The 19836-nt window shown below is 57.4% G+C and carries 20 protein-coding genes; 12 read left to right on the top strand and 8 right to left on the bottom strand.

Annotated features, from left to right (window positions below):
- Nucleotides 1–84 precede the first annotated feature (84 nt).
- The 8 genes from accB to ABD837_RS01315 all read left to right on the top strand — a co-directional run bounded on the left by accB (nucleotide 85) and on the right by ABD837_RS01315 (nucleotide 5958).
- Nucleotides 85–558 carry an acetyl-CoA carboxylase biotin carboxyl carrier protein gene (accB, locus tag ABD837_RS01350; protein WP_345049939.1) on the top strand — a complete coding sequence of 158 codons (474 nt, stop codon included), beginning with the start codon at nucleotides 85–87 and terminating at the stop codon, nucleotides 556–558.
- Nucleotides 559–683: 125 nt separating this feature from the next.
- A complete protein-coding gene (gene accC, locus ABD837_RS01345; protein WP_345049359.1) occupies nucleotides 684–2030 on the top strand; it encodes an acetyl-CoA carboxylase biotin carboxylase subunit in 1347 nt (448 codons plus the stop codon).
- Between the two features lie 83 nt (nucleotides 2031–2113).
- On the top strand, nucleotides 2114–2710 hold the full coding sequence (locus tag ABD837_RS01340; protein WP_345049357.1) for a hypothetical protein: 597 nt from the start codon (nucleotides 2114–2116) through the stop codon (nucleotides 2708–2710).
- A 15-nt stretch (nucleotides 2711–2725) separates the two neighbouring features.
- Complete coding sequence (locus ABD837_RS01335) at nucleotides 2726–3088, top strand: hypothetical protein (RefSeq protein ID WP_345049356.1); 363 nt, start codon at nucleotides 2726–2728, stop codon at nucleotides 3086–3088.
- A gap of 74 nt (nucleotides 3089–3162) precedes the next feature.
- Nucleotides 3163–3555, top strand: a complete 393-nt coding sequence (locus tag ABD837_RS01330; RefSeq protein WP_345049354.1) for a hypothetical protein — start codon at nucleotides 3163–3165, stop codon at nucleotides 3553–3555.
- Nucleotides 3556–3651: 96 nt separating this feature from the next.
- A complete protein-coding gene (locus ABD837_RS01325) occupies nucleotides 3652–4038 on the top strand; it encodes a hypothetical protein (RefSeq protein ID WP_345049352.1) in 387 nt (128 codons plus the stop codon).
- 168 nt (nucleotides 4039–4206) lie between these two features.
- Nucleotides 4207–5622, top strand: coding sequence for a dihydrolipoamide acetyltransferase family protein (locus ABD837_RS01320; protein WP_345049350.1), 1416 nt, complete (start codon nucleotides 4207–4209; stop codon nucleotides 5620–5622).
- A 138-nt stretch (nucleotides 5623–5760) separates the two neighbouring features.
- On the top strand, nucleotides 5761–5958 hold the full coding sequence (locus tag ABD837_RS01315; protein WP_345049348.1) for a hypothetical protein: 198 nt from the start codon (nucleotides 5761–5763) through the stop codon (nucleotides 5956–5958).
- 73 nt (nucleotides 5959–6031) lie between these two features.
- Here the strand turns inward: ABD837_RS01315 and ABD837_RS01310 are convergent, their stop codons facing one another.
- A complete protein-coding gene (locus ABD837_RS01310; protein ID WP_345049346.1) occupies nucleotides 6032–8734 on the bottom strand; it encodes a valine--tRNA ligase in 2703 nt (900 codons plus the stop codon).
- Between the two features lie 415 nt (nucleotides 8735–9149).
- Between ABD837_RS01310 and ABD837_RS01305 the strand changes: the two genes are divergently transcribed.
- Both ABD837_RS01305 and ABD837_RS01300 read left to right on the top strand, forming a co-directional pair.
- A complete protein-coding gene (locus ABD837_RS01305) occupies nucleotides 9150–10022 on the top strand; it encodes a carbon-nitrogen hydrolase family protein (protein ID WP_345049344.1) in 873 nt (290 codons plus the stop codon).
- A gap of 126 nt (nucleotides 10023–10148) precedes the next feature.
- Nucleotides 10149–11354 carry an N-acetyl sugar amidotransferase gene (locus tag ABD837_RS01300; RefSeq protein WP_345049342.1) on the top strand — a complete coding sequence of 402 codons (1206 nt, stop codon included), beginning with the start codon at nucleotides 10149–10151 and terminating at the stop codon, nucleotides 11352–11354.
- Nucleotides 11355–11432: 78 nt separating this feature from the next.
- On the opposite strand, the gene ABD837_RS01295 is transcribed toward ABD837_RS01300, so the two are convergent.
- The gene (locus ABD837_RS01295) at nucleotides 11433–11783 is read right to left on the bottom strand and encodes a 4Fe-4S dicluster domain-containing protein (protein WP_345049340.1); all 351 of its coding nucleotides are present in this window, start codon (nucleotides 11781–11783) and stop codon (nucleotides 11433–11435) included.
- Nucleotides 11784–11979: 196 nt separating this feature from the next.
- On the opposite strand from ABD837_RS01295, the gene ABD837_RS01290 reads away from it, so the two are divergent.
- Nucleotides 11980–12996, top strand: a complete 1017-nt coding sequence (locus ABD837_RS01290; RefSeq protein WP_345049339.1) for an acyl-CoA reductase — start codon at nucleotides 11980–11982, stop codon at nucleotides 12994–12996.
- A 155-nt stretch (nucleotides 12997–13151) separates the two neighbouring features.
- Nucleotides 13152–13454, top strand: a complete 303-nt coding sequence (locus ABD837_RS01285; RefSeq protein ID WP_345049338.1) for a hypothetical protein — start codon at nucleotides 13152–13154, stop codon at nucleotides 13452–13454.
- A 135-nt stretch (nucleotides 13455–13589) separates the two neighbouring features.
- Here the strand turns inward: ABD837_RS01285 and ABD837_RS01280 are convergent, their stop codons facing one another.
- The 6 genes from ABD837_RS01280 to lolA1 form a co-directional block, all read right to left on the bottom strand.
- A complete protein-coding gene (locus tag ABD837_RS01280) occupies nucleotides 13590–14471 on the bottom strand; it encodes a nucleoside phosphorylase (RefSeq protein ID WP_345049336.1) in 882 nt (293 codons plus the stop codon).
- 77 nt (nucleotides 14472–14548) lie between these two features.
- Nucleotides 14549–15499 (bottom strand): oxygen-dependent tRNA uridine(34) hydroxylase TrhO, encoded by a 951-nt coding sequence (trhO, locus tag ABD837_RS01275; RefSeq protein WP_345049334.1) that lies wholly within the window; start codon nucleotides 15497–15499, stop codon nucleotides 14549–14551.
- 100 nt (nucleotides 15500–15599) lie between these two features.
- Nucleotides 15600–16232, bottom strand: a complete 633-nt coding sequence (locus ABD837_RS01270) for a NeuD/PglB/VioB family sugar acetyltransferase (RefSeq protein ID WP_345049332.1) — start codon at nucleotides 16230–16232, stop codon at nucleotides 15600–15602.
- 69 nt (nucleotides 16233–16301) lie between these two features.
- Nucleotides 16302–17648, bottom strand: a complete 1347-nt coding sequence (locus ABD837_RS01265) for a hypothetical protein (RefSeq protein ID WP_345049329.1) — start codon at nucleotides 17646–17648, stop codon at nucleotides 16302–16304.
- Nucleotides 17645–18946 carry a DUF2851 family protein gene (locus ABD837_RS01260; RefSeq protein ID WP_345049327.1) on the bottom strand — a complete coding sequence of 434 codons (1302 nt, stop codon included), beginning with the start codon at nucleotides 18944–18946 and terminating at the stop codon, nucleotides 17645–17647. The genes ABD837_RS01265 and ABD837_RS01260 overlap by 4 nt, the downstream gene beginning before the upstream one ends.
- Nucleotides 18947–19094: 148 nt before the next feature.
- On the bottom strand, nucleotides 19095–19739 hold the full coding sequence (gene lolA1 / locus ABD837_RS01255) for an outer membrane lipoprotein periplasmic chaperone LolA1 (RefSeq protein WP_345049325.1): 645 nt from the start codon (nucleotides 19737–19739) through the stop codon (nucleotides 19095–19097).
- Nucleotides 19740–19836 lie beyond the last annotated feature (97 nt).

The raw sequence follows: 19836 nt of genomic DNA, 5'->3' as shown, positions 1-19836 counted from the left end.
GCCAATGAAGGCTATTAGCTAGCAGTCATTAGCTAATAGCTACCCCCAATGTCAAATTCGCCCAAAAAGGAAAAGGACGCTGCCATGAAAGCAAAAGAACTCCAGGAGCTGCTCGATTTTATCGCTAAATCGGGTCTGAACAAGGTCAACATTGAAACCGAAGAGTTTAAAATCTCGGTGCAGCGCGACCCCAACACCAAAACCGTATTCAGCGCAGCTGCTCCGGTAGCGGCTCCCGCGGCTCATGCCCCGGTAGCGGCCGCACCTGCACCTGCCGCAGCAGCACCCGCTGCCCCGGCCGCCAGCGAAGCTCCCGCCGGCAACTACAAGCCGCTGAAGGCGCCCATGATTGGCACCTTCTACCGCAGTAGCGGCCCCGACGCTGCTGCCTTTGTGCAGGTAGGCGACATGGTAGAGAAAGGCCAGGTTATCTGCATCATCGAGGCGATGAAGCTGTTCAACGAGATTGAAGCCGAAGAGAGCGGCCGCATTGTGAAGGCCCTGGTGGAAAACGCCACGCCGGTTGAGTACGATCAGCCCCTGTTTTTGATTGAGTAGTAATTGACATTTTCGTAGGGGCGGGGCTCGTCCCCGCCCGTCGTTGCACGATGCCGTTTGACCGGCACAAACGGCGGGCGGGGACAAGCCCCGCCCCTACTGAACTTTTACCCCATCCCACCCCAATGTTCAAGAAAATACTCATCGCCAACCGGGGCGAAATTGCCCTGCGCATTATCCGCACCTGCAAGGAAATGGGCATCAAAACGGTGGCCGTATACTCGACTGCCGACAAGGAAAGCCTGCACGTGAAGTTTGCCGACGAAGCCGTGTGCATCGGCCCGCCCGCTTCCAAGGACAGCTATTTGAGCATGCCCACGCTGATTGCGGCCTGTGAAATCACCAACGCCGACGCCATTCACCCGGGCTATGGCTTCCTGAGCGAAAACGCGGAATTCTCGCGCATCTGCGCCGAAAATGGCATCAAGTTCATCGGGGCCTCGCCCGAGATGATTAACCAGATGGGCGACAAGGCCACGGCCAAGGCGACCATGATTAAGGCCGGCGTGCCGGTGGTACCGGGCTCGGTGGGCCTGCTCGAATCGGTGGAGCAGGGCAAGAAACTCGCTAATAAAATCAAGTACCCGGTTATCATCAAAGCTACGGCTGGCGGCGGCGGGCGCGGCATGCGCATCATTCACGGCGACGACGAATTCCAGAAAGCCTGGGACGATGCGCGCACGGAATCGAAGGCGGCGTTTGGCAACGATGGCATGTACCTGGAGAAGTACGTGGTGCAGCCGCGCCACATTGAGGTGCAGATTGTGGGCGACCAGTTCGGCCACGTCGCGCACTTGTCGGAGCGCGACTGCAGCATCCAGCGCCGCCACCAGAAGCTGGTGGAGGAAGCACCGTCGCCATTTATGACGGATGCGCTGCGTGAGAAAATGGGCAAAGCGGCCATTGCGGGCGCTGCGGCCATTGGCTACGAGGGCGTGGGCACGATTGAGTTTCTGGTGGATGCCAACCGGGATTTCTACTTTATGGAGATGAACACCCGCATCCAGGTGGAGCACCCGGTGACGGAGGAAATCATCAACTACGACCTCATCAAGGAGCAAATCAAGGTAGCGGCCGGCATCCCGATTTCGGGCAAAAACTACTTCCCCAAGATGCACGCCATGGAGTGCCGCATCAATGCGGAAGACCCGCGCAACAACTTCCGACCCGCACCGGGCAAAATCACTACCCTGCACATTCCCGGCGGCCACGGCGTGCGCGTGGATACGCACGTGTATGCGGGCTACACCATTCCGCCCAACTACGATTCGATGATTGCCAAGCTCATCACCGTGGCCCAGACCCGCGAGGAGTGCATCGTAAAGATGAAGCGCGCCCTAAGCGAGTTTGTAGTGGAAGGCGTGAAAACAACCATTCCCTTCCACCTCGCCCTGATGGACAACGAAGACTTCAAGGCAGGAAATTTCACTACGGCTTTCCTGGAGCAGTCGTTTGATTTCTCAACGATTTAGGAAAGCCTACTCCTCGAATTTAGACAACGCCTAACCACATGTGGTTAGGCGTTGTCATTTACCAGTCACGTTTTGGTTCTTCTATGAAAAAGCTTCTCTTATTACTGGCAGCAACCTTGAGCTTCTTCGATGCTCAGGCTGACTATGAACCAACTTTGCTTTCAGAATTAATAGAAACTTCGGACCTAATATTTTATGGGGAGATTGTAGCAATCCAGAAAAGCACTGTAACTGCTAAGTCGGTCCAGAGAATCAAAGGGGTGAATCCGAATAGCGAAGTTGCAATTGATAAGTTTGAAAATTGGACATGCGCTACTCGTTTCGCACCATACAAAGTCGGACAAAAAGCATTCTTCTTTCTAAAAAAGAGGAAATCTGCAAACCACTACTTTGCTTTAGGAGCAGCAAATGAAGGAGAAATTCCAGCATTTAACCAGAAAGTTTATTACCAAAACCAATACCTTAGTATTGATAAGAATCCCCGGTTATTCAAGGTTTACGGTGGCGCAGTGCGCGGCTATGTTTACGATAAAAACCAATTTATCGAAGCTTTAAAATATTATATGAAGTATCGCGTAGAGAATAGAGCCGATATTATTCATCACCAAGCCCGCATCGACACGATTCACAACCCTGTTCTACTCCGCATATTCGCCGAACTGCAGCCCCCCCGCTTCTAATCCTTTTTTCAACTTATGATGCTTTTCCATTGCTGTCGTATTGCTTTTGCAGCCGGTTGCTTCGCCCTTACCTCCTGCGCCGACTCGTGCACCGGCAGCATCGAAACCACGGTGCTGTTCGCCAAGCCGGGGCCGAAGGGCGTGGGTCGTAACATCTACGTTGATGTAGTGAACAAGCCTGACCTGGGGGTCAAGCAAACCCTGATGTATGAGGGCAAGGAGTTTGGCACCTTTCCGCACGTTGTCATTATCAACGACCCAACCAGCCGCTTCGCCTCTAATCGCAGCATCTGCTTCTCAAAGTTTCAGAAAAATGCAGCTGCTACGGGCGGTGATTTGACGGAGGAAGGGCTACCGGAAATCACAGTAACGGAATAGGCACTGCTGCCCGTGCAACCTACCGCGATGGCCACGACTCCTGCCTGGGAATCGTGGCCATTTTTCTTACCATAATGCGTTTTACTGGATTTATTGGTGGGCTGCTGTTCGCAGCTCTGCCGGGATACAGCTTAGCACAGCCAGTGTCCCCGCAGTTCCGCCCAGTGCGCGATTCAGCCTTTGCGGTGCACCAGCTCTTCAAAAAGCACCGCCACTCAGCAGAGGGAGCTTTGGGAACAGGAGCCGCGAGCATCGTGGGCATGGTATCCAGTTCGGCACGGAGCGAATACGAGCTGGTCGGCGTGAATGCCCTGATAACCGTGGTTTCTACGGTGGTAGGATTGCGGCAAGCCTTGCGCTACAGCCCCGACCGCGAGCAGCTCATTTTGCGCCAATACGAGCAGGGTTGGCCCCTGCCGCTGGAAGTGCGCCGGCGGCTGCGGTCCAAGTATTTTCGGGCTCAGTAGCTGGCCGCAAGCTTTGGGTAGTTTTCCAGAACAGCAGTGGATGGACCGGCCAAACCAACTTCCAACGGCCCTCAACAATTATTGTTTCGCCACTGTATGCGAATACTTTTTTTATTAAGCCTTCTGGCTGTTTTTTCCTTTAGGCGTGCTTTGGCGCAAACGCACCTGAAGCCTGAATTACAACTGGCACCTACTTATCAACAGAAACCTATAAGAATTGGGCCTGCGCTCGACACCACAGGCTGGAAGTTCACAAGCAGACCGGTTGTTGAAGCCATTGATGATAAGTCGGGCGAAATACGCTTTAAGATTCTGATAGACAAGGAGGGAGTAATTGAATCTGTGCTTGCGGTCAGCAGCACCGTTTCGGCCAAGCAGGAAGCCCTTTGCCGACAGGCTTTGCTCAAGTGCCATTTCGAGCGGGTTGGAACAAAACCGGGCGGAACCACCGGGTATTACACCTTTAGAATCAGCGTCAGGTAATATGGCCAGTGGCTGTTTTGGCTTTGCTTCTGGCGCATTCCCACCACGAGCAACGATTCCACAACGCCCTCGCCGCACATTGCGCCGGGGGCGTTCGGCTTTTGGGCTACCTTTGCGGCACCAAACTCCCACCCCACCCCTCATTACCCCCAATACCCCTCCTTACCTATGGCACGAGTGGAAATGACGATGCCCAAGATGGGCGAATCCATCATGGAAGGCACCGTCCTGAAATGGCTGAAACAAGTTGGCGATGCAATCGAACAGGACGAATCAGTTCTGGAAGTGGCCACCGACAAAGTCGACACCGAAGTACCGGCCATCTACGCTGGCGTATTGACAGAAATTCTGGTGCAGGAAGGCCAGGTCGTGGCTGTGGGCGCGCCCATTGCCATCATGGAAACCGATACGGCGGCCGCCGGAGCGGCTGCTCCGGCCAGTTCGCCGGCCGCCCCACAGGCCGCCCCACAGGCCGCCCCACAGGCCGCCCCACAGGCCGCCCCTGCTCCCTCGAGCAATGGCAGCGCTGTTCCCTACGTACCCGAGGCCGTTGCGCCCGTAGCGGCTGCGGTAGCCGGCGCCGAGCACCAGCCCGGCCGATTCCTCTCGCCGCTGGTACTGAGCATTGCCCGCGAAGAAGGTGTGAGCATGACCGACCTCGAATACTTACCCGGTACCGGCAAGGAAAGCCGCGTGACGAAGAAAGACATCTTGGATTATGTAGCCGCTGGTAAGCCATCGTTCACGGCTGCTGCTTCGGCAGTTCCAGCCCCCGCCGCTGCAACTGCGCCCGTAGCATCCGCACCTCAGCCCCAAGCCGCCCCGGCAACCGCCGCGCCTGCTGCCAGCTCCAAGCCCGCCCCAAGCGTGAGCGGCGGCCAGGAACTGATTGAAATGGACCGCATGCGCAAGATGATTGCGCAGCGCATGGTGGACTCGGTGCGCATTTCGCCGCACGTCACCAGCTTCGTAGAGGCTGATGTGACGGACATTGTGAACTGGCGCAACAAGCACAAGGATGCCTACAAGAAGCGCGAAGGCGAAAACCTCACCTTCACGCCTATTTTCATTCAGGCGGTGGCCCGCGCCATCCAGGATTTCCCGATGATTAACGTGTCGATTGATGGCGACTACATCGTTAAGAAGCGTGACATCAACATCGGCGTGGCCGTGGCCCTGCCCAGCGGCAACCTCATTGTGCCGGTTATCCACAACGCCGACCAGCTGAATCTGAATGGCCTGACCAAGAAGGTGAACGACCTGGCAAAGCGCGCCCGCATCAACAAACTCACTCCGGCTGACCTCGAAGGTGGGACCTACACGCTCAGCAACGTTGGCTCGTTCGGCAACGTGATGGGCACGCCCATCATCATGCAGCCGCAGGTGGCCATTATGGCCGTGGGCGCCATCAAAAAGAAGCCGGCCGTTATTGAGACGCCACAGGGCGACCTGATTGGCATCCGCCACTTCATGTTCCTGAGCCACAGCTACGACCACCGCGTGGTAGACGGCTCGCTCGGCGGCATGTTCGTGCGCAAAGTTGCCGACTACCTGGAGCAGTTCGACCCGAATACGGCAATTTAAGGCCGCCCATTTAACCAAAAGTAGAACGTCATACTGAGCTTGTCGAAGCATTTCTACCAGCATCCTAAATCTAATTAGTGGTGCGGTAACGATGCTTCGGCAAGCTCAGCATGACGTTCCTGTTTTCGCTATTAACTCATGAGAAACATCATTTACCTTGGGGCATTGGTGCTGGCACTGGGCCTCATCGGCTTCCTGTACCAGCAGCTTGATGCCGCTGAAAAGGCCCTGAAAGTATCGGAGCAGCGCTTCGCTGATTGTCAGAAGGTCACGTTCCAACTCCAGAATCAGCTGGCGCCCTTGCAGAAGAAACAGCCGGGCGGCATTCCGGAATAAGGCAAAATCAAGCGCATAAAAAAGCCGCTTCCTGAATCAGGAAGCGGCTTTTTTTGCTTAGTACGAATTGAGATTATAGTCCCTTCAGCGCCTGCTCCAGCGCGGCGATTTTGGCTTCGGCATCGGCCAGCTTCTGGCGTTCTTTCTCCAACACCTCGGGCTTGGCGTTCTGGGCAAATTTCTCGTTGCCGAGTTTCTTCTGCACCGAGTCGCGGAAGCCCTGGGCATATTCCAGCTCTTTTTCGAGGCGCGCGCGCTCGGCATCCAGGTCGATGTGGCCCTCGAGTGGGATGAAGAACTCGCTGCCGCCGAGCACGAAGCTCACCGAGGCGGCGGGGCCGGCATCGGCAAAACTCACCTCCGAAATGCTGCCCAGCTTGCGGACGATGCCGTCGTAGTCGGTCAGCAGCTGCGAGTCGTCGGTTTTGGCAACCAGGGCCAGGGGCTTGTTGGGGCCCAGGTTTTTCTGGTTGCGCACGGTACGGATACCCGCCACGATGGCCAGTGCCTTGTCCATGCTGGCCAGCGTTTCGGCACTATTGGCAGGAGCAGTGGCGCGGGGCCAGGGTGCTACCGTTACGTAGTCGCGGGGGCCGCGCTCGGCCAGTTCGTGCCACAGCTCCTCGGTGATGAAGGGCATGAAAGGGTGCAGCAGTTTGAGCAGCGTTTCGAGGTAGGCCGTGGTGTGGCGCAGCGTCTCAGCATCGATGGGGTGCTGATAGGTGGGTTTAACCATTTCCAGGTACTGGGCGCAGAAATCGTCCCACACCAGCTTGTAGATGGTCATCAGCGCATCCGACATCCGGAACTTCTCGAAATGGTCGTCCATCTCAACAATGGCAGCCTGTAGCTTGGCGTTGAACCAGGTCACGGCCTTCTCGTTCACGAATGGCAGCGCAGCATCCGCTTCCCAGCCTTTCACGAGGCGGAAGGCGTTCCAGAGCTTGTTGGAGAAGTTGCGGCCCTGCTCCACCAGCTTCACGTCGTAAAGGAGGTCGTTGCCGGCCGGGGCCGAGAAGAGCATGCCGGTGCGTACGCCATCGGCGCCGTACTGGGCGATGAGGTCGAGCGGGTCGGGCGAGTTGCCGAGCTGCTTGCTCATCTTGCGGCCCTGCGCGTCGCGCACAATGCCGGTAAGGTACACGTTTTTGAACGGCACTTCCTGACGGTATTCTAAGCCCGCCATAATCATGCGAGCCACCCAGAAGAACAGAATGTCCGGCCCCGTCACTAGGTCGTTAGTGGGGTAGAAATAGTTGATGTCGGCGTTGTCGGGGTCTTTGAAGCCGTCGAACACCGAAATCGGCCACAGCCACGACGAGAACCAGGTATCGAGCACGTCCTCATCCTGGCGCAGGTCGCTCAGTTGCAGGTCGGCGTTGCCGGTTTGGGCAATGGCTTGCTGCAGGGCATCCTCGGCGGTGAGGGCCACTACGAAGGTACCATCGGGCAGGTAGTAAGCCGGAATCTGCTGTCCCCACCAGAGCTGGCGCGAAATGCACCAGTCGCGCACGTTCTCCATCCAGGCCCGGTACATGTTCTTGAACTTGGGCGGGTGCAGGCGCACGGTGTCATTTTCTACCACGTCGAGCGCCGGCTTGGCCATCTGTTCCATTTTCATGAACCACTGCAGCGAGAGCTTGGGCTCAATCACGGCCTTGGTGCGCTCCGAAGTCTGTACGATACTCGCATACTCCTCGATTTTCTCGAGCAGCCCAGCTTCCTGCAAGTCCTTGGCAATCTGCTTGCGGGCGGCAAAACGGTCCTGGCCCACGTAGAGAATGGCCTTCTCATTGAGCATACCGTTATCGGCCAGAATGTCGATTACGGGCAGGTTGTGCTTCACGCCCAGCTCGTAGTCGTTCAGGTCGTGCGCGGGCGTCACTTTCAGCGCACCGGTGCCGAAATCCACGGATACGTACTCGTCAAAAATCACTGGGATTTCGCGGCCCAGCAACGGGATGCGCACCTGCGCGCCAGCCAGATGGGCATAACGTGGGTCGTTCGGGTTCACGGCCACTGCCACGTCGGCCATGATGGTTTCGGGACGCGAGGTGGCTACAGTTAAGAACTTAGAATTTAGAACTGAGAACTCAGAAGCTTGTCCTGCATTTTCAGTTTCCAGGCTTCTAAATTCTGAGTTCTGAGTTCTTGGTTCAATAATCTCATACCGCAGGTAGTACATCTTGGCCTGTACGTCCTTGGCAATCACCTCCTCGTCGGAGATGGCGGTGCGGCCTTCCGGGTCCCAGTTCACCATGCGTACGCCGCGGTAAATCAAGCCCTTGTTGTACAGGTCGACGAATACGCGCAGCACCGCATCGGTCAGGTCGGGCTCCATGGTAAAGCGCGTGCGGTCCCAATCGCACGAGGCGCCGAGCTGCTTAAGCTGCTCCAGAATGATGCCGCCATACTTGTCCTTCCACTCGAAGGCGTGGCTGAGAAATTGTTCGCGCGTGAGGTCGGTTTTGTTGATTCCTTGCTCTTTGAGCAAGGCCACTACTTTCGCCTCGGTGGCAATGCTGGCGTGGTCGGTACCGGGTACCCAGCAGGCTTCCTTGCCCTGCATGCGCGCGCGGCGCACCAACACGTCCTGAATCGTATTGTTCAGCATGTGCCCCATGTGGAGCACGCCCGTCACGTTCGGCGGTGGGATGACGACGGTGTAGGGCTTCTTTTTGGGATTGGGTTTGGCTTTGAAAAAGCCCTGTTCCTGCCAGCGTTGGTACCATTTGGCTTCAACGTCGGTGGGCGAATAGGTGGTGGCGAGCGACATAAAGAGGAATTGCAGAGTGCAGATGGGACAAAAATAGGCATAAGCAGCGCGGGAGGTCGCCCTCGACTCCTCTGCCCAGACTGCCAGACCCGAACTCAGCTCGCAGTAGGCAGCTTCACAAAAAATTCACCTAAGGAAAACGCCTTCTTACCAGGGTACCCATATTGGACAGCCATTTCCGGCAGTGGCGCTCCTCCTTTTGATAATCAACCCGGTATGGCCACACGGTTGTACTTGGTCGGTTAGCACATGGCATTTTTGCAAGGCCATCGGTTTCACCTCTGAAAGTCGCGACAAAAGCTTGTAATGAAAGTTTCGCGTTCCATTTGTACCTTCCGAGTGTTTGCACCTGATGCCCCGTTGATTGCCAATGGCTACGCTATTTTCTTTTAGGAAACCCGCGCCCACTCCACCAGTGGCTCCGCTTGTAGTGCCGCCTCCGGTTGGCACGCTGCGCATTGGCCTGGGGCAGCTACTGGTTGAAGGCGGCGAGCCCACCCGCAACCTGGGCCGAGCCACCGACCTTATTGCCCAGGCCGCCGCAGAAGAATGCGACCTGGTGCTGCTGCCCGAAACCCTCGATTTTGCCTGGACGCACCCCAGTGCCCTGCACGAAGCTCAGCCCATACCGGGCCTGTTCAGCGACCAGTTGTGCGCGGCGGCCGCGCAGCACGGCCTATATGTATGCGCCGGGCTCACCGAACGGGCAGCCAATGGGCGCAACTACAACGCCGCCATTCTCATCGACCCACAGGGCCAAATTATCCTCAAATACCATAAAATCAACCTGCTGGCAGTAGAGCAGCCCTTTTACGCCGTGGGCCAGACCCTAAATGTGGTAGACACTCCCCTGGGGAAAATCGGGGTCAACATCTGCGCCGATAATTACCTCGACGCGCTGCCCATAGGCCACACGCTGGCCCGCATGGGGGCCGAATTCATTATTGCTCCGGCCTCCTGGACGGTGGACTATTCCATCACGGAGGAGCACGACCCATACCGGGAAAAATGGTTGAAGCCGTTTTCCATCCTGGCCCAGCTTTACAACGTGGTGGTGGTGAGCACCACTTCGGTTGGCTACATCGTGGGCGGTCCATACGAAGGCAAGAAAAGTGTGGGCTGCTCGCTCGCCGTTGATGCCCACGGCGTACAGGCCCGGGGCACTTTCAACGAGTTTGCCAGCCAGCTCGTAGTGGCAAACCTAAACCGTCCTCACCGACCCGAGCGCGGCACCGAAATCGGTGCTTTGCTGGAGCGCAAGGGCTATCAATTCGACCAAATGCCCTAATCGTTTTGCGAGCAGCCCTACCCGCTTGCTCGGATGGTTACCCTCCTTACTTTCCCGTTTACCATTTCATTTTTAATTGCTGCGCGCCCGTTGATGGCTGCGCTACTTCTCAATCACCCGTTGCCTTTGCCTTCTCTCGTACTCCCTGCCGAAATCCACGCTACTAAACTGGACCCGGCTTACCAGCGGTGCAGCCGCTGCATCATGGACACCACGGCCCCCGGCATTCGCTTCGATGACGACGGGACCTGTTCCTTTTGCGCCGTACACGACCGCATGGAAGCTGCTTTTCCGTTGGGAGAGGCTGGCTTGCGCACCGTGCAACGCCACGCCGCGGCCATGCGCTACGCTGGCCGCAACCACCGCTACGACTGCGTAATCGGCTTGAGCGGCGGCCGCGACAGCACCTACACACTGTGGTATTGCGTCACGCAGCTCCAGCTACGCCCCCTGGCAGTACACTTCAACGACGGCTTTGGGAATCCGGTGGCCGGCGAAAACATGGTGCGCACCTGCCAGCGCCTTGGCGTGGAGCTGCGCACCATCACCTCGGACTGGCGCGAGTCGAAAGACCTGAAAATTGCTTTTTTGAAAGCCTCGGTGCCTGATATGGAAGAAGGCACTGACCTGGGCATTGCTACGGCCCTGTATGGTGTAGCAGCTAAAGAAAATATTCGGCACGTGGTCATTGGCCAGTCGTTCCGCACCGAAGGCATTGCCCCGCTGAGCTGGAATTTTCTGGATGGGCGCTACCTGCGCGCCGTGCACTGGCAGTTTGGCACCGTGCCACTGCGGCCCTGGCAACCCGGCGACCCCGGTTTCAATCTGGGGTTGAAGGAGATGTTCTACTACACCTTCGTGCGGCGCATCAAAACCGTCACCCTGCTGTACCACCTCAACTATGTGCGCAGCGAAGTAGATGCCGTAATTGAGCGCGAGTTGGCCTGGCAAAACCCCGGGGCCCATTATTTCGACGACCTTTACCAAAGCCTCATTTACTACCTCAACCGCGTCAAATTCAACATCGACCGGCGGTTGTTCAACTACTCGGCGCTGATTCGCTCGGGCCAGATGAGCCGCGAGGAAGGCCTCGAGCGGGTTTCGCACATCAATGCCATTGAGGACGATGCCGTTATTGCACTGTGCATAAAGCGCCTGGGCCTTACGCGCGATGAATTCGACGACCTGGTGGCCGCACCACCCAAAACCTTCCACGACTATCCCAACAGCTACGCGATACTGCGCCTGCTGCGCGGCCCCATCTGGCTGATGAGCCGGCTCAACATCATTCCCGAATCGGCTTACGATAAATTTTTCAACTGCGGCACCTGAACAACCGGCCTCATCAAATTCAACAAGGGCTACTCCCGTTGGGAAGTAGCCCTTGTTTATGCTGTTGAACTGAGCTGACTAAGCAGCGATGTGCAGCCACTCTTTTTTCTCGAGCAGGCGCTCCCGGGTTTCGCGGTGGTCGGGGTCGTCGACGCAGCAGTCGACGGGACACACGGCTGCGCACTGTGGTTCCTCGTGGAAGCCGACGCACTCGGTGCACTTATCCGAGACGATGTAGTAGTACTCATCCGAAACCGGCGTGTGGGGGGCCGTGCCCGATTCTACGGTGCCATCGGCCAGAGCCGCTTCTTTCAGCGCCGTACCATCGGCCCAGCGCCATTGCGCACCGCCTTCGTAAATAGCGTTGTTGGGGCATTCCGGCTCGCAGGCACCACAGTTGATGCACTCGTCGGTTATCATGATGGCCATGGGGCGTCGGGGGTCAGGGAGTTATAAAGGAAAAACCAAAGCTGTTCGAGCGGACTTTACGTAAAACCGCCGCCGCCAGTCGTGCTTCGGCCGGCAAAATTAACCAACAACAGCGGGGTTCGTACGGTTTCAGCCAATTTTGCTGGCAAATAGCCTGCCCGCCAATAGCTGGCGGCCCTCTCCTCTTCTTATTCGCATGAACCATTCCGAACGCCTGGCTGCCTTTGCAGCCCTGGGCCACCGCCTCGCTCATCTCCCCGCCGATGTACTGGCCACCCAAGCCGCCCGCGCCCGTAACCAAAACGCCTGGTTCGACCTGCCCAACGTGCGGGCAGCCGTGGCCGGCATTGCCCGCCTGCTGGCCGAAGAGCCCCTGCGCCAATGGGTCGCCCGCTACCCGCCCGAGCCCCAGACCGTACGCCAGATTGGTGTGGTGATGGCCGGCAACATCCCATTGGTAGGCTTCCACGACCTGCTGTGCGTGTTGCTGAGCGGGCACGTGCTGCTAGCGAAGCTCAGTGCCGACGATACCGCCCTGATGACTTGGATAATGGAAGAGCTGCTGGCTCTGGAGCCTCGCTTCGCCGACTTTATCCGGGTTGTGCCGCGCCTGAATGCAGCCGATGCATTCATTGCCACCGGTTCCGACAACACGGCCCGGTATTTTGAATATTACTTCGGCAAGCGGCCCCACCTCATCCGGCGCAACCGCACCAGCGTGGCTCTGCTCACGGGCCACGAAACGAGTTCGGAACTGGCCCTGCTGGCGCCCGACATTTTTCAGTACTACGGCCTGGGCTGCCGCAACGTGAGCAAGCTCTATGTACCCGAAGGCTACAATTTTATTCCAGTGCTCAATGCCTTACAGATTGGTGAAGGAGTACTCAACCACCACAAATACCAGAATAATTACGATTATAACAAAAGCATATTACTGGTGAATGCCGTTCATCATTATGACACTGGATTCCTGCTACTTACGCGCAACAGCGCGCTGGTATCGCCCATATCAGTACTGCACTATGCCGAGTATGCCTCAGAAGTAGAATTAGTGGACCAACTCACTGATGTAGCGGCCCAAACGCAGTGCGTGGTATCGGCCGCCGGGCGTTTTGCTGGTAGCGTACCCTTTGGCCGCGCCCAGGAACCGAGTGTGGCCGATTTTGCCGACGGTGTGGACACCATGGAATTCCTGGCTGCTGAGGTGGGCTAATCTTTCACCGTTCAGAAGACTGCACTGACCGAGTCGTTTTTGCATTCTACCGATAAAGCCACCCACCCGCTAATGGAAATGCTACCTTTCAGAGGTAATTCAAAAACGCCGAAATCAACGACTCCATTTTTACTCCCACCCATCCCTTTTTCGTCATGACTACTGCCCAGCTAGAACTCACGGACACGGTTGAGAAGGAATATTTGCCTTACCTCAATTTCCCCACCGAAGATGTATTGCAGTCGGCAGAACAGCGCCGCCAACGCCAACACGACGCAAACCGGGCCACAATGCTGGGCAACAATTATCGGGGCAAACTCGACATTTACTTCAAAACGGCCGATGGCCACTCCCACCGGGTATACACCACGGTATGGGCTACTTCCAACGAACACCTCACGTTAAAATCGGGAACCAGCTTGCCCATTCGTGCAGTGGTTGGCTTCGACTTTTATTAAAATTCCAGTTCGCTATATATTTCTTCCTGTATAATTTTTCCGTTATTATATTTCCTATTTATTTAGTAAGCAAAAAGCCGGACCGCCTCAAGGCAGTCCGGCTTTTTGTGTCTTTAGCTAAGTTGCTTCTCGTGGCTAGCTGATGGCGACGAGCTGTTGCAGCGTCCGCTCAATCATGCTATCGATGATGGCGCCGGCGTTTTCGGCAAATTCTCCGGTGGCACGATTGGCCACAATAGCGTTGAGCGATAGAACTTCGTGGCCCAACAAGCGGCCCAGGGCGTAATAACCGGCCGTTTCCATCTCAAAGTTGCTGAGGCGAAACAAGCCCTCGGCGCTCTGATGACGGAAACTCTGGAGGCGGGCGATGTAATCGGCTTGGCGCAGGTCGAGACGCAGGCGGCGGCCCTGCGGCCCGTAGAACCCGGGGCAGGTGACCGTGTTGCCCACAGCCGTCCCCGCTCCCACTTGCTCGCGCAATAGGTCTGAACCGCGCACCACATAAGGTGCAAACGGCAGTGCCAGCGACTGCTGAAGCTCAGTCGCAATTTCCGTTTCGAGGCCAGTTTCCATCAATGGGTAGAACTGCATGAGGCTATCGAGGCCCACGGCGTGCTCAGTGGCCAGCATAGTACCCACGGGAACATCGGCCTGCAAGCTGCCACTGGTGCCGATGCGGATAATGCGCAGGTTCATGCGTTCCTCGGTCGGCCGCACCTCACGGGACATGAAATCGATGTTGACGAGGGCATCCAGCTCGTTCATCACGATGTCGATGTTGTCGGTACCCATGCCCGTGCTCAGCACCGTGAGGCGCTTGCCGCGGTAGTACCCCACGTGCGTTACAAACTCGCGGTGGGTGGTTTCGAACTCAATGGAGTCGAAATGCTTGCTCACCTGTGCCACCCGGGCAGGGTCGCCCACGGTAAGGATGGTGTCCGAGATGTGGTCGGGCAGCAGGTTTAGGTGATAAATGCTCCCGTCGGGATTGAGTATGAGTTCGGAAGAGGGAATCATGTGGGGGGGAATGTTGAATTTCAGGTATTGAATTTTGAACGTAACCGGCGAATGCACGGCCGCTTTTCCTTCAAAATTCAGTCCTTGGCACTTCCGTACGACGCCAGGCCCTGGGCTGGGTTGTAGTGGTTGCTGAGCTTGGGATAAGAACCAGTGCCGTCGTATACGCGCTTATCGGGGTTAACGGCACAGGTCTGCGAACAGGCGCCTTGCAGGGTTTCGCCGCAAGCCTCGCACAGGGGCAGGTGCGCATTGCAGTGCGGGTTGGCACAGTTAATAAGGCGGGCACTGGGCTCCTGGCAATGATGGCAGTGCGAAATAACGGTGGGGTTCACGCGGTTCACATCCACAGCCACGCGGTTATCGAATACGTAGCACTGGCCGTCAAAATCTTCACCCCCGGCCTCAATACCGTACTTAATTATGCCGCCGTGCAGCTGGTACACGTTTTCAAAGCCCTGTTCGAGCAAAAACGCGCTGGCTTTTTCGCACTTTACCCCGCCAGTGCAGTAAGTCAGAATTTTCTTGTCCTTGAATTCCTTGAGGCGCTCGACGCGGTCGGGGAAGTCGCGGAAGTTTTCGATATCCAGGGTTACGGCGTTTTTGAAACGTCCGAGGTTGTACTCGTAATCGGAGCGCACGTCGACCACGACCACGTCGTCGTGGTCCTTAAGCGCCCTGAACTCGGCGGGCGAAAGGTGCTGGCCGGTTTTTTCGTGGGGCCGCATGTGGCGCAGGCTGCTGTGCACGATTTCCGGCTTCACGCGCACGTGCAGCTTCTGGAAAGTGTGGCCTTCTACCTCGTCCACTTTAAACTCGAGTGCCGCAAAACGCGGGTCGGCTTTTACGGCCGCCATGTAGGCAGCACAGCTTTCCCGCGTGCCCGACACGGTGCCGTTCAGGCCCTCGGCGGCCACGATGATGCGCCCGCGCAAATCGAGCGCCAGGCACAGGCGGTGGTGTTCGTCGCGAAAGGCGTCGGGGTCGGCAATGGGGCTGTAGCAGTAATAAAGAAGAACCTGATACATTTTTCTAATTAAAAATCATGAATTAAAAATCATGAATTGGGCATCCGAGCTAGGTGGAGCAACCAACTTTTAATTCATAATTTTTAATTTTTAATTCAACCTACACTTTCACCGCTGGGTTGCCAAATACCGTCTGGCCATTTGGCACGTCGGCAACCACTACCGAGCCGGCCCCGACGCGGGCCTTATCGCCGATTTTCACACCGGCTACTACTACGGCCCCGGCGCCTACAAAGGCTTGCTCTCCTACCTGCACGTCGGCCCCTAGCAGCGCCCCGCTGCCCAGCTGGACATAATCGCCCACATTGGCGCGGGCTTCAACCACCACATTGGGCCCCAGCAGGCAGCCGTTGCCGAGGGTGGCGGTAGCAGCTACCACCGCATTGGGCCCTACGTAGTTGCCGTGGCCCAGCGTGGCATGCTGCGAAACACTGGCCCGCGCATGAATGGCATTAACGGGTACGGCTTCGTACTCGGTGCGCAGCATCTGGGTGAGGCTGCGGCGGCTGGCGGTGTCCTCGGTGGCTACAAATACTTCGCACTTTTTGCCAAGTAGTTTCAGCAACTCGCCGTCGTCGGTGTTTCCCATCACGGGCACGTCGAGCAGTTCGGTGCCCTGCAGCTTCTGGTCGTCGTCGAGTAGGCAGTACACAACTACGTCGTTGGAGAGAAAGGCATCGAGGGCAGCGGTGCCCACAGTTTGGGCACCAAGAATGATAACGGGGTTTTCCATAAGAAGCAAAAGTCGGAGGTTGCGCGGGCCGGGAACAAATACCCGGTGATGCAACACGGTGCTGCAAAGTTACGCGTTTGGCGAGTGCGAACCCCCGGTACCAGACTCGGGAGAACGACGAATTTGCAGGAAGCGCAGAGTAGCGGCAGCATAGTCGTTTTGCAACAGCAGCACTAGCAGGAAGGGCAGCATGGCGCTGCGGTAGCGCTGCAAGGAGCCCAGATTGGGCGTGGTTATCCCAATCAGGAACGCGAGTAGCAGGCAAAATACACTCAGGGCCAACACTACAGTAAAAGGCATGTGCCCGCCCCTCCCTCGCACCAAGGCCCAGCCCGCCACGGCCAACAGCAGCAGCAGCGCCAGGTTTTCGAGTCCGGCGGCCATGTAAAGCGGCTGATTTGATTGCCCCAGCCACGGCTGCGTGAGCGCATTGGCCACGGCTTGGGGCGCGTGCGCAGCAATGCTGCCAGCAGTAGGTCGCAAATTGGGATATTCAAAATGCGGCCGGCCAGTCGACTGCACAACGTCGGCGCTGTACACCCGAATCACCTGGTTCACGAATTTATTAAGCCGAAATGCCACGCTTAATTCGGGCCCCAGCCAAGCCCCTCCCCCAAGTACTAGCACCAGGCCGAGGGCGGCCGCCCAGCGGCGCGGCAGCCACCGCTCGAGCCCACGGCCCAGCACCAAGCCAGCCAAGGTAGCCAGCAACGGCAGGGCAAAGAAATAGCGCATGGCTACGTGCAGGCCAGCGAGCGCAACTGTAGCACTCCACCAACCGATACCCCGCGCGGCGGGTGGGGCCAGCGCAGGGTCCTCGGCGTACAGCCACGATAGTACCCGGGCCGTCAGCCAAGCACCTGAGCCTAACAGCACCGCCTCTTTGCTGATGCCCGTGGACCAAAACCACACCGCCGGCCAGAACAGAAGTGCGACTGCTCCGGCCCCGGCTGGTGTGCCCGGAAAGCGCACGGCCAGCACCCGTGCCAGCATCCAGCAGCCCGCAAAGGCAAACAAGCTCAGGTAGAGAGCATTTAACCAGCCAGTGCCCAGCGAGGCCAGATTAAGCAGTGCCAACAGCTTAATAAGCGTCCAGGTATTGGAAGAATTCTGGTAAACAATGAGGCCATCCGACGGCGTTGGAAAGGTGGTGACAGACTGTGTGAGCAACTGCCAGGCAGAGCCGGGAGCAGCCCACAGCCGCGCCGTCACAATATTGCTCACGCCACTCATGAATTGTGCGTCAAGCTTAAGCGGGACGTTGCGCCCTACTCCTACCGCAACACGCACCACAATGCCGGCTGCGAACACCCACCGCCAGCCAACTGCTGCCGCCCACTGCCACTGCTGCCGCAACCAGGGCAGCAGCACCGCCAGCAAAGCGGCGTTTAAAAGCAATGCCAACGCTATGTTCATCGAGAAATACGGGGTTGTTGGAGCAGCCGGCTCCCAATAGCACAGTGCAGGCAGCGACGTGGAGCACAGTATGATTTGTGGAGCGCCAGCAAGCCCTGGGAGTCGGCAGCCGTGCGGTGCGTAAATCCCAACGCCTCGTACACATCGGTGTACTGGTTGTGCTCGGCGGGCAGTTCACTAAGCAGGGCCACACTGCTTTCGACGAGTGCAGGCTGACCTACATGGCGCGCATAGGCCACGCGCAGCGGGACCACTACGTTGGTGATGAGCAAGTCGATGCTGGCGCGGCCCAGGCTTGGCACTTTGCCCGCGCGCCCGGGCCGGAAATGCGTGCGCCAGTATTCCGGCACGGGGGCCTGAAAAAATTCCGTGAGCGCGGCCACGCTGTGGGCTGTGAGCAGGGCATCAAACAAGGCCGGACGGGCATGCAACAGCCCCGCTAATTGGCCCAGCCGCACCGGTGGAAAGTTAGCGGGGCGCAAGCGCAGGTAGTTCCATTCATGCACGGCCATGGCGGCCGACCCTATCTGGTACTTATGGCGCAGAAACTCATGCTCCTCTCGCAGGCCGCGGATGTAATCGTCTTCAGCCGTTTCATCGTTTTCAACCAGAAACCCAGCTTGCCCAAACAACAGCGCTTCGAGTTGGCGTTGGTCGTAGCGGTGGCGGCGCAGCACATTTAACGGTAGCGCTTTGGCCAGGCGGGCCAGCGGCTCGCTGTTTTTTTGAAAGCCAAAGGCAGCCATCAGGGCGTGGTAGGCGGTGGCCTCCCAATCCTGGCCCAACTGCTGGTGGAGCGCCAGCACGTCGTCGGCCTTGCGCTCGACGCGTTCGAGCAGCGCCCGCTCCACCATCATCGTGCTGGTTATTTCGGGCACGCGGCTCAACAGGGGCGCACAAGGCAGCGGCGCGGCGGCGGGCGCTTCTATCAGGGCCTGGTAGCGGGCCAGCAGGTCGGGGGCCAAGCGGGTTTGCAGGGCCAGGGTAGGAATGAGGGTGCCGTCGGTCCGGGTCACATCAGCATCGTGTTGGCCCACCACGTGCAGAATTACCTGGTCGTACTTGGGGTCGGTCTGGTGCTGGTGGCGGGCCCAGTCGGAGGCGCGCAGATGGATTTCTACGGCTCCATTCCACTCCACATCGCCGAGGCGCAGGCGGGCATTCAGGAAATCGGGGCCGGCGTCGGCATTGCGGAAGCCGGGTTTCAGTACCTGAATTTCCTCGTCCGCGGCCGTGCGCAGGTCGGCTTTATCGAAATACTGGTGCTGCCAGACGTAGTGGTAGAAATCTTCGCGCATGGCTGCAAATTAGTTGTCAGTTGCTGGTTGGAGGTCATCTGGGGTGCAAAGCAGCAAGGCGGGCAAACAAAAGCGGCCCGCTTCAAGTGAAGCGGGCCGCAGATTTATCAACTTGATAATCGATGGCTAACAGCTAATAACAAGGAAATTAGCGTAGGTCAACCACTTTCACACCCTTGTACTTGGCCTTATCGAAAGCAAACGTGCCAGCGTCGGTAGCCGGATTGGGCTTGAAATTTTTGATGAGAAAGGTATACTGGTTGCCGTTCTTCTTGAACATCTGCCAGCTCTTCACCGAAGAGTCTTTCTTGCGCACCTTCAGGCGCACCTTGAATACGTCATTCTGGCGGTTTTCGGGGGCCAATTCAATCACGTCGAGGGGCTCGCCTCCTTCCGTTACCTGCTGCACGTAGGTATACTTGTAGCCCTTCTTATACATTGTATAAATCTGGGATGGCGACATTTCCTGGGCATCGGGGTCAGAGTCGGAGATGTTTACCTCGTTCTCGTTCTTGAGATACGTCCAGGTGGTTTTGCCGTCGTTGATGACTTCCTGGCCGCTGATTTTTAGGCGGAATTTCTGGCCGCTCACCACGATGTCGCCGTTGATATTCTGCTTTACTTTGGCGCTGGGGTTTTCCAGCGTCTGCGTAAAAGTGGCCTGGAAGGCCTTTAGCGCCTGGTATTTGGCACTCATCTGGTCGAGAATTTTACCGGCTTTGGGGTCTTGCTGGGCGGCGGCGGGCAATGCTAGCGTAGCTGCGAACAACAGCAGAGAGAGGGACTTTTTCATTTGAGGGGTAAAGGTCAAGAGGCGCAGGAGCCTCGCTTGGAATGCCTGATACGGGAGTTGAATAACAAACGTCCGGCCAGTTTCCCAATGATGCACA

Origin of the sequence: Hymenobacter glaciei (genome assembly GCF_039539585.1) — a bacterium.
In the GTDB taxonomy this organism is placed as follows: Bacteria; Bacteroidota; Bacteroidia; order Cytophagales; family Hymenobacteraceae; genus Hymenobacter; species Hymenobacter glaciei.
Note: the sequence above shows the minus strand (reverse complement) of the source record. Positions and strands in the feature narration are given on the sequence as shown.